Origin of the sequence: Geodermatophilus sp. DF01-2, assembly GCF_004571065.1 — a bacterium.
Taxonomy (GTDB): domain Bacteria; phylum Actinomycetota; class Actinomycetes; order Mycobacteriales; family Geodermatophilaceae; genus Geodermatophilus.
On sequence record NZ_SPQN01000006.1, the window covers coordinates 1 to 12,481 of the forward strand.

Below are 12,481 nucleotides of genomic sequence, written 5' to 3' on the forward strand. Positions count from 1 at the left end.
GCGCGACCCTTCAGGTCCAGGCCCCAGCGTCAGACTGAGCTACGGGATCGTGTCCCAGGCGGGAGACCGACGTCGGCGGGCGACCCGGCCACATTTTCACGCCTGCCAGGCGTCACCGATAGGGACAAGAAGACTGAGCTGATCGTCGCCGAGCTCAGGCGCTCTTGCGCTCGGTGACGTCCGTTGCCGGGGCCGCCTCCTCCTTGGGCCCGCCGGTCTTGGAGACCGCGAACTCCGGGCCGAGCTTCTCCAGCGCGAGCCGCCCGTAGACCTGCTGCACGGTGGCCACCCGCTCGGCGCGGCCGCGGCCGAGGAAGCTGACCAGCCAGTGCAGCACCGTGGTGACCCGGCTCTTGAACCCGACGATGTACATCAGGTGCACCACCAGCCAGAGCACCCAGGCGGTGAAGCCCTCGAACTTCAGCTTCCCGATGTCGGCGACCGCGGAGAACCGGGAGATCGTCGCCATCGAGCCCTTGTCGCGGTAGCGGAACGGGCCCTGCGGCGCCTTGCCCGCGGTCCGGCGCTCGATCGCCTCGGCGGCGTAGCGGCCGCCCTGGATGGCCACCTGGGCCACGCCCGGCAGCCGGTCCAGGCTGATCATGTCGCCGACCACGTGCACCTCGGGGTGACCGGGCAGCGTGAGGTCGGGCAGCACCGAGACGCGGCCGGCGCGGTCGACCTCGGCGCCGGACTGCTCGCCCAGCAGCCGGCCCAGGGGGCTGGCCTGCACGCCGGCGGCCCAGATCTTGGTGGCCGCCTGGAGCCGGCGGATCTGCCCGTCGGCGTCCTTGACCTCCAGGCCGTCGGCGTCGACGTCGGTCACCATCGCGCCCAGCTGCACCTCGACACCGATCTCGTTCAGCTGGCGGCGGGCGCGGTCGCCGAGCTTCTCGCCGAACGAGGGCAGAACCGCCGGTGCGGCGTCGAGCAGGACCACCCGGGCCTGGGTCGGGTCGATGGTGCGGAAGTCGCGGCGCAGCGTGCGGTGAGCCAGCTCGGCGATCTGCCCGGCCATCTCCACTCCCGTGGGGCCGGCGCCGACGACGACGAAGGTGAGCAGCCGGTCGATCTCGGCCGGGTCGGTGGCCAGCTCCGCCAGCTCGAACGCGCCGAAGATGCGGCCGCGCAGCTCCAGGGCGTCGTCGATGCTCTTCATGCCGGGCGCGAACTCGGCGAAGCGGTCGTTGCCGAAGTAGGACTGCCCGGCGCCCGCGGCCACGATCAGCTCGTCGTAGGGGTGCACCGTGGTCCGGCCCAGGATGGTCGAGGTGACCGTACGGGCGGCCAGGTCGATGTCGGTGACCTCGCCGAGCACGACCCGGGTGTTCCGGTTGCGCCGCAGGACCTCGCGGGTGGGCGGGGCGATCTCCCCCTCGCTGAGGATGCCGGTGGCCACCTGGTACAGCAGCGGCTGGAACAGGTGCTGGCCGGTCTTGGCCACCAGCGTGACGTCGACGGGGGCGTGGCGCAGCGCCTGCGCGGCGAACAGGCCGCCGAAGCCGGAGCCGACGATGACGACCCTGGGCCGACCGGACGAGGAGATGCCGACGGGGTCGGTCACAGGTGATGTCGTCATGATGAATCAGTCTCCCACCTCGGTGTCTCGGGGCCGTGCACGCCCGGAGGCGATCCAGGCCACAGTCGAGTCCCCTACCCGCCGCCCGGCGCCTCACGCGGACCGGGTAGACCGGTCCGGTGCCTGATCCCGCGCGCCGGGTGGTCCTCGTCCCCGGCCTCGGGCTCGACGCCCGGTCGTCGGCGCGGCTCCGGGGCCAGGTGCCGGCGGACGTCGTCCCCCTGCCCGGGATGGGGGTGCGCGGCCCGGTGCCCGACCTCGAGGAGCTCGCCGCCCGGCTGTGCGCCGGGCTCGGCCCCGGCCCGGTGCTGATCGTCGGTCACTCGCAGAGCTGCCAGGTCGCCGCCGCCGCGGCCGGCGACCCGCGGGTCGCCGGGCTGGTGCTGCTCGGGCCGACCACCGACCCCCGCCTGCGCTCGGTCGCGGCGCTGGTCCGGCGGTGGGTGCCGACGGCGGCGTGCGAGCGGTGGCCGCAGGCGCTGCTGGTGCTGCCGCAGTGGCTGCGCACCGGGCCGCGCGCCATGCGGCAGCTGTGGCGCGCCACCTCGCCGGACCGGATCGACGTCCGGCTGCGCGGGGTCGGGGTGCCGGTGACCGTCGTCCGCGGCACCCGCGACCGGCTGTGCCCGCACGACTGGGCCGCCGCCGTGGCGGCTGCCGCACCCGACGGTCGGCTGGTCGAGCTGTCGGGGGCCGCGCACCTGACCCCGATGAGCCACCCGGCGGAGGTCGCCGCGGTGCTGCTGCGGCAGGCCGCAGGCGGCATCGGGTCGAAGCGGTGCCGACCGGGCGCCTGACCCCGGCGACGGGCAGGGTCGCCGGGGTCGGTCGGCGCCTCCGAGGCGCGGACCTCCGTGCGCGGGCCGGTCTCCGACCCGCCCGCGGCCGCCCTCGACGCGGCCGTCGCCGACGGGCACCGAGGGGACCGGGAGGTGGACGGCGGTCGGGGGGCCCGCCGTCCGCCGCCCGGGGTCAGCGGCCGGCCCGCCGGCGGCCGGCGAGCACGGCCAGCGCGGTGAGAACGACGACCGCGGCGACCTCGACCCAGAAGGACTCCCACCACAGCGTGGCCGCGGTGGTCTCGACGAAGCCGAAGAGGCCCACCGTCGTCGACAGCACCAGCGCGGCCAGCGACCCGGCCGCGAACGCCGCGCCCAGCGCAGCCGCCCAGGGCACCAGCCGCGGCGGGGCGACCAGCAGCAGCAGGGCCCCGCCGACGCCGAGCGCGGTCTGCACGAGGAACGCCGGACCGATGACGTCGATGCCGCTGTAGCCCTGCTGCCACAGGTAGCCGTGGATGCCGGCGATGACGGCCAGCAGGACGGCGCCGAGCAGCCGAAGGACGCCGACCACGGTGCCCGACCGCTGCCGCGGTGCCGCGGTGCCGGCGCTCATCCGGTCACCGTCACGGGGACCTCCATGCCCATCGCGCGGTGGTTGCCGACGGAGCAGTAGAAGACGTAGTCGCCCTCCTCGAGGGTGACCGTCAGCGTCGCCGTCCCACCCGGCGCGATCGTCTCGGTCCGGGCGACGTCCGCGCCGTCCCGCTCGACCACCAGGTCGTGGGTGGCGCTGCCCTCGTTGACGACCTCGATCGTGTACTCGCCGGGGGAGAAGGAGTCCTCGGAGAGCTCGATGTACATCTCGCCCTCGGTGGCGGTGATCGTCTCGCTCTCGCTCTCGCCTTCCGCGGGCGAGCTCGACCCCGGCGAGGCCGGAGCCGCCGCCGACGTGCTCGTCTCGGCGGTGACGGCGGGTGCGGCGTCGGGGATGTCGGCGGCGTCGTCGTCCGCGGAGCACCCGGCGAGCAGGAGGGCGCCGAGCGCCAGTGCGACCGCCGTGGCGCGGCGGGTGGGACCAGAGGGGTGGGACACGCGGGAACCTCCTGGATGCGGGCGGCGGACCAGCCCGACGGCGGGACCCCCATGGATGGCGATGCTGCAACTTCGAAGCACCTGGGGGCACCCCCCAGTACGGGGTGTTCGTCGCCGGACCGCGCTCAGGATGGGGCGGGGTCTCCCACGCGCCGGCACCAGGCCACGATGGTCGCGAGCACCTCCGGGTCGACCGGACGGCGCAGCTCGCCCCGGTAGTGCCGCAGCGAGGCCGCGCGCGGCTGCCGGCGCAACGTGTGCGTCAGGTCGGGTACGCGGTGGACCTCGACCGGTCCGGCGACGGCCGCGGCCAGGACGGCGAGGTCGTCGGGTGGCACCTGGAGGTCCTTGTCACCGGTGACGGCGAGGACCGGGACGGCCAGCCGGGCGAGGTCCACCCGCGGGTCGTGGACGAGGAACTCGCGGGTCCAGCGGGCGTTGACCCGGACGCCACCCATCCGCGCGACGTCGGTCGTGGTCGCCGCGATCCTGCGGTGGTTGGCCGCGACCTTTCTCTCCAGGTCGGTGCGCAGCAGGCGGAGCAGCCCGCGGACCGGCGCCGGCAGCGTGGGCGCGATCTGCCGCGCCTGCCAGCGGAGCAGCTCCGCCCCGGGCGTCGCGCCCATCGCCAGCAGGACGACGCCGGCCACCGGGGCGCCCCGCCGGCCGGCCAGCGCCGCGGCCAGGAGAGCGCCCTCGCTGTGCCCGGCCAGCAGGACCCGGCCGGGGTCGACCTCGGGCCGGGCGGCCAGCGTCTCCCGCGCCCGGGCGAGGTCGTCGACGTTGTCGTGCAGGCCGGCGGCCCGCCAGTCGCCGGGACTGTCGCCGACGCCGCGCTTGTCGTAGCGCAGCGAGGCGAGCCCGTCCTCGGCCAGGGCGTGCGCCAGGGCGCGCGTGACGTCGAAGCGCATGCGGCGGTGGTTCGAATCGCGGTCGAGCGGGCCGGACCCGGCGGCCAGGAGCACCGCGGGCACCGGCCCAGGACGGTCGGGGAGGGTCAGCGTGCCGGCGAGCGCCGGCTCGCCAGGCACCCGCAGGAGCAGTTCGCGCACCTCAGCGTGCCGGGGCGAGGGCGCCGGCCACGCCGGCCGGGTCGTCGACCCCGAGCAGCAGGGTGTCGAAGCGCTGCCCGGTCAGGCGCACCCGCACGGCCGGCCGGCCGCGCCGCACCGACACCAGCGTCTTCTCGCCCCGTCCGCGCCAGGTGCCGATCTTGCGCCGACCGGGCAGCGCGAGACCCGGAGCGCGCAGGCCGCGGGTGGCCGCCAGCCCGTCGGGGAGGACCTCCACCGACCGGACGGCCGACCGCGGCACCTCCAGGTCGCGCAGCAGGCCGAGGACCCGCTCGCCGCGGGAGAGGGAGACGGTCAGGGTCCGGGGTGTCGTGGTCACGGTCGCCATGGTTCGATCATTACCGAGACTGAGAACGATGTCAATCATGAGAATGGTGAGCCATGGCGACGGCGGACCTGCTGCTGCACCCGGTGCGACTGCGGATCGTCCAGACCTTCCTGGGCGACCGCACGCTGACGACGGCCGACCTCCGCGCCGAGCTGCCCGACATCCCGTCGGCGACGCTGTACCGGCACGTCGGCGTGCTGGCCGAGGCCGGTGTCCTGGCCGTGGTGGGAGAGCGGAGGGTGCGCGGAGCTGCCGAGCGCAGCTACCGGCTGGTGACCGAGGCCGCCTCGGTCGGTGCCGCGGACGCCGCGGCCATGTCGGTCGACGAGCACCGGCGGGCGTTCGCCACGTTCGTCGCCGCGTTGCTGGCCGAGTTCGACCGGTACGCCGACACCGCCGGGAGCCCCACGCTCGACCCGGCCTCCGACGGGGTCGGCTACCGGCAGGTGGCCCTGTGGCTCAGCGACGAGGAGTTCACCGGGCTGGTGGCCGAGCTCCGCGCCGTCCTGACCGCACGCGCGGCGCTCGAGCCCGACGGCGTCCGCCGACGGCGGATCGTCAGCCAGGTGTTCCTGCCGGGATGACGGCCGCGAACACGTGCCCGGCCACCAGCCGGGTCACCCGGCGCGGCGTGCCGCCCGCACCGCCGTCCGGTTGGCCCTGGCCAGGGTCTTGGCCGCCTTGCGGACCCGGCGCGGCTCCCGGTCGACGGTGCCGCGGGTGAGCAGCCCGACGCCGATGCCGAGCAGCCAGACGTCCTTGGCCACGGTCAGCCCCTCCTGGGTCGGGGCCAGGCTGCCCGGCTTCCGCATGCCCGGGGTGTTCAGGTACAGCCCGAGCAGCCCGCCGGAGAACGCCGTCAGCGCCGCGCCGGCGACCGCGGTGGGCACGAAGGGCGTCAGCAGCGCGGTGCCGACGGCAATCTCCCCGTAGGCCAGCGCCCTGGCGAACTGCTGCGGGTCGACGTCCTTCAGGAATGGGTAGGTGCCCGAGGCGAAGCCGTGCAGGCCGGCCGCGGTGCCCTCGTCCGCGCCGCGCTTGCCCAGGCCGCTGTTGAGGATGAACGCACCGGCCGAGATCCGGGGGCCGATCTCGGACAGGGTGATGGGCAGACGCATGGTGCTCCTCGCTGACCGCCGACGGTGAGGGCCCGGACTGACCCTCGGCGGCAGTCCTGTGCCCACCACCCGGGGCGTCAACCCTCGTTGCCGGTCAGCGGCCCCCGCGGCGGGAGCGGCCGCTGAACGACGCCGCCGAGTGCGTCCCGGCGCGGGCGGCGAGCTCGGCCCGCGTGCGCGCCGGACCGGATGCCCGGCCCTGGCCCCGCTCGGAGGCCGTCGTCCCCCGGCTGGACGCGGCAGCCGACGCGCTCCCGGAACGGCGGCGCCGCCCGCCGCCCTGGCCCTGCGGCTGGGGCTCGGGGGCGGGGGCCGGCTCGACGTACGGCGCGGTCGGGCCGGTCAGCGCGGTGATCTCCGCCGCGCCGGGCCGGACGGCGCTCACGGTCGGGGTGATGCCGGCCTGCCGGGCGAGGGTGCGCACCTCGCCGGCCTGGTCCGGGGTCGAGACGGTGACCACGGTGCCACCGGCGCCGGCCCGGGCGGTGCGCCCGGAGCGGTGCAGGTAGGCCTTGTGCTCGGCCGGCGGGTCGACGTGCACGACGAGCGCAACGTCGTCGACGTGGATGCCGCGGGCGGCGATGTCGGTGGCCACCAGCACCCGCGTGGTGCCGTTGCTGAACGCCTCGAGGTTGCGCTCGCGGGCGTTCTGGCTGAGGTTGCCGTGCAGGTCGACGGCGGGGACGCCGGCCGCGGTGAGCTGCTTGGCCAGTTTCTTGGCCTGGTGCTTGGTGCGGGTGAACAGCACGCTGCGGCCCAGTCCGGAGGCGAGCTCGCGGACGACGGTGGGCTTGTCGGCGACCTCGACCCGGAACACGTGGTGGGTCATGGTCGACACCGGCGCGACGGCCGGGTCGACCGAGTGCGTGGTGGGGTTGCTCAGGTAGCGCTTCACCAGGACGTCGACCCCGTTGTCGAGGGTCGCCGAGAACAGCAGCCGCTGGCCGGTCCTGGGCGTCCGGTCCATCAGCCGCTTGACGCCGGGCAGGAAGCCGAGGTCGGCCATGTGGTCGGCCTCGTCCAGGACGGTGATCTCGACCGCGGACAGGTCGCAGTGGCCCTGGCCGATGAGGTCCTCGAGCCGGCCGGGACAGGCGATGAGCACGTCGATGCCGGCGGCGAGCGCCTGCACCTGCGGGTTCTGGCCGACGCCGCCGAAGACGGTGGTGGCCCGCATGCCGAGCGCCCGGGCGAGCGGGTCGACGACGGCGAGCACCTGGTTGGCCAGCTCGCGGGTCGGGACCAGGACCAGCGCCCGCGGACGCTTCGGCTGCCGGCGGCTGTCGGAGGCGGCCAGCCGGGCGGCCAGCGGGAGGCTGAAGGCCAGCGTCTTGCCCGAGCCGGTGCGCCCCCGGCCGAGGACGTCGCGCCCGGCGAGGGTGTCGGGCAGCGTCGCCACCTGGATGGGGAACGGGGCGGTGATGCCGCCGGCGGCGAGCACCTCGACCAGCGGCGCCGGCACGCCGAGGTCGGCGAAGGTGGTGTCGGTCGGTAGCTTCGCCGGGGTGGTGGGGTGGGCGGACGACATGGCCGGTGCGCCGGCCGGGACGACGGGGGTCGGTGCCGGCTCCGGAGCCGTCGTGCGGGGCTGCTGATCGCTCTGCTGCCGGCCGGTCGCGGGGCGGGTGCCCCGGCCGCGGCCGCCGCGGCGTCGGCGGGTGCCCTCGCGGGCAGGGGTGGACGGGTCGTGCGGAGTCATGGTGTTCCTCGGGCTCGGTTCGCCGTCGGGCGTCCGGCCCCGTCCAGAGGCTCTCCGCCTGCGCTTGCGAGGCGTGAGGGGGACGGGGTCCTCTTCGGGACGTCGGACAGCCGGGCGCGCCGGGATGGCGCTGCCTGGGTGGGCGGGCCCGGCGTCACAGTCGAGTCCCACGCCCCGGATGGGCAGCAGGGCAACGCCGGTCTCTCCACTCAACCAGACGCGGGGCCCGGCTGTGCCGGGACACGGGGGAGTCCCCGGTCACACCACTCCCGGCGGTGAGGGCCTCGTGACCGGACGCCTGCGGGCGCCGGCCCTCCGGCCACTGTCCCGCCCTCCGCCCCGTCGGCCATGCTGTCCGCCGTGACCAGCACCGCCGCGCCGACCTGCACGTCAGCATGGTCGTGTTCATCGTCCTCTACGGACTGGATCGGGTGGCCACGGTGCCACCGACGCTGGCGCTGTGCCGCGAGTTCTTCGACGCGCGGGCGCCGGTGGTCTTCGGCTGGGTCTTCGCCTCGCACCAGGTCGGCTCGGCGTTCGCGGCCTTCGGCGGCGACGTCATCCGCGACGTGACCGGCTCCTACGACCTGGCCTGGTTCCTCGCCGGGGCGCTGTGCATCGCGGCGCCGGCGATGTCGATCCTCATCCTGCGCCGTCCGCCGGCCGTGGTGGGGACGACGCTGCCGACCGACCGCGACGAGGCCGCGGCCGCACAGGCCCACGGCTGAAGAAGGACCCCCCTGCCCCCCGCCACTCGCAGGCTCGCGGCGGGACCCCGCAGGGGGGCCGCTCACGCGCGGGCTGCGGCGGCCGCGGCCCGTGCCAGGGGACGGGTGAGCGCGGCCGAGGCCAGCAGTGAGCAGAGCGCCAGGAAGCCGATGGTCACGGCCGGTGACGAGAGGTCGGCGAGGGCCCCGGCCAGCACGGCACCCAGCCCCTGGCAGGTCATGCGCGTCGACGACTCCGCGCCCAGCACCTGGCCGCGCAACGGCGCCGGACTGAGCGCCAGCAGCCACTCCAGTTGCGCCAGCGAGGCGGCGTAGCCGACGCACGCGACGGCGACGAGGAGGACGGCGACCGGCAGGCCGGGCTGCAGGACGAAAGGCGCGAAGGGCGCGGCCAGCAGGAACCGCAGGGGCGTGCTCGCCCGCTGCCGTCCGGCCGCGGTGAGAAACCGCCCGACCACCAGGTCACCGGTCAGCATCCCCGCGGCGGCCGCGGCCAGCAGCCATCCCGCGGCGTCCCCGACGTAGGGGACGAACAGCGCCTCGCATCCCACGATCAACCCGTTGGGCAGGCACAGCGCCAGCAGCAGCACGCGGGTGTCGCGCCCGGCGAGGATCAGCCGGTTGCCCCGCGCGGTCTCCCGGATGCCCGGCCGCGCCGTCCGCCGCGGCGCGCGCTCCCGGACGCCGGAGCGCAGGACCGGCACCGCGACGGCCGACAGCAGCGCGGCGACCGCGAACACCTGGCCGGTGGTCAGCAGGCCCAGCAGCAGCCCGCCGGTGGCGAAGCCGACGATCTGGAACGCCCCGACCGCCACGTTCATCGCCGAGCGGGCGAGGGGGAACCGCTCGGCCGGCACCACCTCGCTGAGCAGTCCCCAGCGCACGCCGCCGCCGACGGAGAGGACGTAGGCGCCGCCCAGGAGCAGCGCCAGCCGCCCCGCCGTGCCGAGCGGGAGGGCGGCCTGCAGCACGAGGACGGCGGTCGACAGGACCCCGACGGCGGTGAGGGCCCGGCGCGGCGGGCTGGCGTCGGCCGCGGACATCAGGGTCGTGGCGCCGAGGACCTGGATCACCGACGGGCCGAACATGGCCAGGGCACTGAGCAGCGCGGACCCCGTCCGCTCGTGCACCACGACCGCCAGCGCCAGGCTGGCCGTGGTGGAGGCGGCGACGGACAGCGCGCTGCTGGTCCACAGGGCCCGGAACTCGCGGTCGGTGAACAGCTGCCGGTAGGTCGTCACCTCGTCAGGCTCGGCCGCGCTGCCGGGCGCACCCACACTTTCGGCTACGGTCGAAAGGTGGGTGAGCTGATCGTGGACGCCGACGTGCTGGCGCGCACCCGCTTCGGCACCTCGCCGTGGGCGGAGACCCTCGCCGGCCTGTCGATCCTGCTGCACCCCCAGGTGCAGCCGTGGCACCGCGACTGGCGCACCGCCCACCTCCCGCAGCTACGCGCCCGGCTGGCCGACGACGAGGTCACCGCGGCGCTGGTGCGCGCGGCGTTCTCGCGGACGTGGATGGCGGACTTCCTCACCGTCCCGCCCCGCACGCCCGATCTCACCCTCGACGAGGAGCTGGAGCACCTCGAGTCCCTGCCCGACGACCGGATCCGGGCCGACCTGGAATACGTCTCGGGCCCGCTGCCCGCCGTCCTCGGGGCGAGCGGGCTGGCGCACCGGGCCGCGGAGCTGCTGCGCTGGACGTGGCGGACCGGCATCGCCCCGGAGTGGGAACGCCGGCGCAGGGTCCTGCGCGCGGACGTGGTGTCGCGCACCGCGCGGCTGAGCACCGAGGGCTGGTCCGGGGTGCTCGACGGCATCGGCCCCGGCGTCCGCTGGCTGGAGAACGGCCGCCTGCAGGTCAACCCGCAGCCGTACCCGCCGCGGGACATCCGCGGCCGGGACCTCATGCTCATCGCCGCGCACAGCCGGGGCAGCTCGGTCTCCTGGCACCTGCCCGACCGGTACGCGGTGGTCTACCCGGTCGTCGGGGTCTTCGCGACCGCGCCCGCGCCGCTGCCCGAGCCGCTGGCCCGGCTGCTCGGCCGCTCCCGCGCCCGCGTCCTCACCCGGCTGCGGACGCCCGGCAGCACGAGCGCGCTCAGCGCCGAGCTCGGGGTCCCCGTGGGCAGCGTCGGCGGGCACCTGCGGGTGCTGCTCGACGCCGGGCTCGTCGAGCGGCGCCGCTCGGGACGCGAGGTCCTCTACTGGTGGAGCGACACGGGGCAGGAGCTGGTCGAGGCCGCGGCTGCTCAGGCCCCCGGCTGATCACTGCCGGACCAGCAGGGAGGCCTGGGCACGCTCCGTCGCTGAGTGCAGGGGCACTCAGCGACGGAGCGTGCTGCTCAGGTGGTGCCGGTGAGGGCGGGGTCGACGGTGCGGCCGGCGATCAGGTCGGCCGCCCGCTCGGCGATCATGATCGTCGGGGCGTTGGTGTTGCCGCGGACCAGCGTCGGCATCACCGAGGCGTCGACCACCCGCAGCCCGTCGAGGCCGTGCCAGCGCGCAGCCGGCCGAGCCGGCGCCGACGACGACGATGTCGAAGTCGTCCCTCACCGGTGCCGCCCGTGCACCAACCCCATGATCCGAGCCAGCGCGTCCGCGGCCGCCGCCGGCCGGCCGAAGCTCATCAGGTTCACCGGCAGCGGCACCCGCTGGCGAGTGATGGCCTTGGCGCGCGTGAACTCGCGCAGCCCGTCCTCGCCGTGGATCCGGCCGAAGCCGCTCTCGCCCACGCCGCCGAAGGGCAGCGCCGGCACCGAGGCGAAGGTGAGCACCGAGTTCACCGAGGTCATGCCGCTCCGCATCCGGCGGGCGAGGTCCATCGCGCGGGCCTTCGACCGGGAGAACACCGCACCGGCCAGGCCGTGGGGGTTGGCGTTGGCGCGCTCGAGGGCCTCCTCGGCGTCGCGCACCTTCGTGATGGTCAGCGTCGGGCCGAAGGTCTCCTCGCACACGGCGGCGGAGGTCTCCGGGACGTCGAGCAGCACGGTCGGCGCGACCATGCGCCCCTCCACCGTGCCGCCGGCCGCCACCCGGCCGCCCGCGGCGACCGCGTCGTCCAGGTGCCGGCGGACGACGTCGGTCTGCGACGCCATCGTCATCGGGCCGTAGGCGGCCCCGTCGTCCGACCCCGGCCGCAACGCGCGCACCTTCTCGGTCACCTCGGCGACGAAGGCGTCGTACACCCGCTCGGTGGCGTAGACCCGCTCGATGCCGATGCAGGTCTGCCCGGCGTTGCTCATCGCGCCCCACACCGCGGCATCCGCGGCGGCGGCCACGTCGGCGTCGTCGTCGACGATCATCGCGTCCTTGCCGCCGAGCTCCATGAGGACCGGCGTGAGGGTCTCGGCGCAGGCGGCCATGACCGTGCGGCCGGTCGACGCCGAGCCGGTGAAGGCGAGCTTGCCGACGCCGGCGCGGCACAGCGCCGCGCCGGTCTCGCCCAGGCCGGTGACGACGCAGAAGGCGTCGGCGGCGTCCGGGACGGCGGCCCGCCAGGCGTCGGCCAGCCACGTCCCGACGGCCGGGGTGTGCTCGGAGGGCTTGACGACGACGGCGTTGCCGGCGGCCAGCGCGTAGGCGATCGAGCCCATCGGGGTGAAGACCGGGTAGTTCCACGGGCCGATGACGCCGACCACGCCGAGCGGCTGGTACTCCAGCCAGGCCGCGTGATTGGCCGCCAGCAGGCCGGGGCTGACCCGCCGCGGGCCGAGCACCTTCCGTGCGTGCGCGCCGGCCCAGGCCAGGTGGTCGACGGCCAGGGTGATCTCGAGGATCGCGTCGGCGTGCGGCTTGCCGTTCTCCCGGTGCACCAGGTCGGCCAGCTCGTGCATCCGGCGGGCCAGGTAGCCGCGGTAGGCGGCCAGTCGCTGCCGGCGGCCGTCGAAGCCGAGGCCGGCCCAGGTGGTGGCGGCGGTGCGGGCCCGCTCGACCACGGCACGGACGGCGTCGGCGTCCTGCACGGGGAACACCCCGACGACCGCACCCGAGGCGGGGTCGGTCGACTCGAAGGTCTCGGCGGCGCCGTCCCGGAACTCGGCCGGGGCGCCGTCCATCTGCTCGGCGAGAGGCATGGGAACG

13 protein-coding genes and 1 pseudogene are annotated in these 12,481 nt (G+C 75.7%); 4 read left to right on the forward strand and 10 right to left on the reverse strand.

Translation table 11 applies throughout. The features are described 5' to 3' along the window. Positions 1-154 precede the first annotated feature (154 nt). Positions 155-1,579: an NAD(P)/FAD-dependent oxidoreductase gene (locus tag E4P41_RS03305; RefSeq protein ID WP_135139456.1), complete on the reverse strand. Its 1,425-nt coding sequence runs from the start codon at positions 1,577-1,579 to the stop codon at positions 155-157. A 119-nt stretch (positions 1,580-1,698) separates the two neighbouring features. Here E4P41_RS03305 and E4P41_RS03310 point away from each other — a divergent pair, with 119 nt between their 5' ends. After that, a complete protein-coding gene (locus E4P41_RS03310) occupies positions 1,699-2,376 on the forward strand; it encodes an alpha/beta hydrolase (protein WP_135139457.1) in 678 nt (225 codons plus the stop codon). A gap of 175 nt (positions 2,377-2,551) precedes the next feature. Here the strand turns inward: E4P41_RS03310 and E4P41_RS03315 are convergent, their stop codons facing one another. The 4 genes from E4P41_RS03315 to E4P41_RS03330 form a co-directional block, all read right to left on the reverse strand. After that, on the reverse strand, positions 2,552-2,974 hold the full coding sequence (locus tag E4P41_RS03315) for a hypothetical protein (protein ID WP_135139458.1): 423 nt from the start codon (positions 2,972-2,974) through the stop codon (positions 2,552-2,554). After that, a complete protein-coding gene (locus E4P41_RS03320; RefSeq protein ID WP_135139459.1) occupies positions 2,971-3,453 on the reverse strand; it encodes a plastocyanin/azurin family copper-binding protein in 483 nt (160 codons plus the stop codon). Before E4P41_RS03320 ends, E4P41_RS03315 begins: the two co-directional genes overlap by 4 nt. Positions 3,454-3,578: 125 nt before the next feature. Further along, on the reverse strand, positions 3,579-4,505 hold the full coding sequence (locus E4P41_RS03325; RefSeq protein WP_135139460.1) for an alpha/beta fold hydrolase: 927 nt from the start codon (positions 4,503-4,505) through the stop codon (positions 3,579-3,581). Position 4,506: 1 nt separating this feature from the next. Beyond that, positions 4,507-4,845, reverse strand: coding sequence for a hypothetical protein (locus E4P41_RS03330; RefSeq protein WP_209307517.1), 339 nt, complete (start codon positions 4,843-4,845; stop codon positions 4,507-4,509). Between the two features lie 62 nt (positions 4,846-4,907). Here E4P41_RS03330 and E4P41_RS03335 point away from each other — a divergent pair, with 62 nt between their 5' ends. Next, entirely contained in the window at positions 4,908-5,438 is a 531-nt protein-coding gene (locus E4P41_RS03335; RefSeq protein WP_135139462.1) for a helix-turn-helix domain-containing protein, read from the forward strand. Positions 5,439-5,471: 33 nt separating this feature from the next. Here the strand turns inward: E4P41_RS03335 and E4P41_RS03340 are convergent, their stop codons facing one another. Both E4P41_RS03340 and E4P41_RS03345 read right to left on the reverse strand, forming a co-directional pair. After that, complete coding sequence (locus E4P41_RS03340) at positions 5,472-5,972, reverse strand: hypothetical protein (protein WP_135139463.1); 501 nt, start codon at positions 5,970-5,972, stop codon at positions 5,472-5,474. 94 nt (positions 5,973-6,066) lie between these two features. Further along, complete coding sequence (locus E4P41_RS03345) at positions 6,067-7,671, reverse strand: DEAD/DEAH box helicase (protein ID WP_209307518.1); 1,605 nt, start codon at positions 7,669-7,671, stop codon at positions 6,067-6,069. Positions 7,672-8,066: 395 nt separating this feature from the next. Between E4P41_RS03345 and E4P41_RS03350 the strand changes: the two genes are divergently transcribed. Further along, entirely contained in the window at positions 8,067-8,399 is a 333-nt protein-coding gene (locus E4P41_RS03350) for a hypothetical protein (RefSeq protein WP_245177075.1), read from the forward strand. 62 nt (positions 8,400-8,461) lie between these two features. On the opposite strand, the gene E4P41_RS03355 is transcribed toward E4P41_RS03350, so the two are convergent. After that, a complete protein-coding gene (locus tag E4P41_RS03355) occupies positions 8,462-9,640 on the reverse strand; it encodes an MFS transporter (protein WP_135139464.1) in 1,179 nt (392 codons plus the stop codon). Between the two features lie 57 nt (positions 9,641-9,697). On the opposite strand from E4P41_RS03355, the gene E4P41_RS03360 reads away from it, so the two are divergent. Further along, positions 9,698-10,666 (forward strand): DUF5937 family protein, encoded by a 969-nt coding sequence (locus tag E4P41_RS03360; RefSeq protein ID WP_135139465.1) that lies wholly within the window; start codon positions 9,698-9,700, stop codon positions 10,664-10,666. A gap of 77 nt (positions 10,667-10,743) precedes the next feature. Here E4P41_RS03360 and E4P41_RS03365 read toward each other — a convergent pair. Both E4P41_RS03365 and E4P41_RS03370 read right to left on the reverse strand, forming a co-directional pair. Then, positions 10,744-10,902: pseudogene (locus E4P41_RS03365) on the reverse strand (GMC oxidoreductase); the annotation flags it as partial. Positions 10,903-10,950: 48 nt separating this feature from the next. After that, entirely contained in the window at positions 10,951-12,474 is a 1,524-nt protein-coding gene (locus tag E4P41_RS03370) for an aldehyde dehydrogenase family protein (protein ID WP_135139466.1), read from the reverse strand. Positions 12,475-12,481: the final 7 nt, after the last annotated feature.

Coding starts and splice junctions, on each gene's coding strand:
- E4P41_RS03305 (WP_135139456.1), bottom strand. CDS start 1,579: ATGACGACATCACCTGTGACCGACCCCGTCGGCATCTCCTCGTCCGGT.
- E4P41_RS03315 (WP_135139458.1), bottom strand. CDS start 2,974: ATGAGCGCCGGCACCGCGGCACCGCGGCAGCGGTCGGGCACCGTGGTC.
- E4P41_RS03335 (WP_135139462.1), top strand. CDS start 4,908: ATGGCGACGGCGGACCTGCTGCTGCACCCGGTGCGACTGCGGATCGTC.
- E4P41_RS03340 (WP_135139463.1), bottom strand. CDS start 5,972: ATGCGTCTGCCCATCACCCTGTCCGAGATCGGCCCCCGGATCTCGGCC.
- E4P41_RS03345 (WP_209307518.1), bottom strand. CDS start 7,671: ATGACTCCGCACGACCCGTCCACCCCTGCCCGCGAGGGCACCCGCCGA.
- E4P41_RS03350 (WP_245177075.1), top strand. CDS start 8,067: ATGGTCGTGTTCATCGTCCTCTACGGACTGGATCGGGTGGCCACGGTG.
- E4P41_RS03370 (WP_135139466.1), bottom strand. CDS start 12,474: ATGCCTCTCGCCGAGCAGATGGACGGCGCCCCGGCCGAGTTCCGGGAC.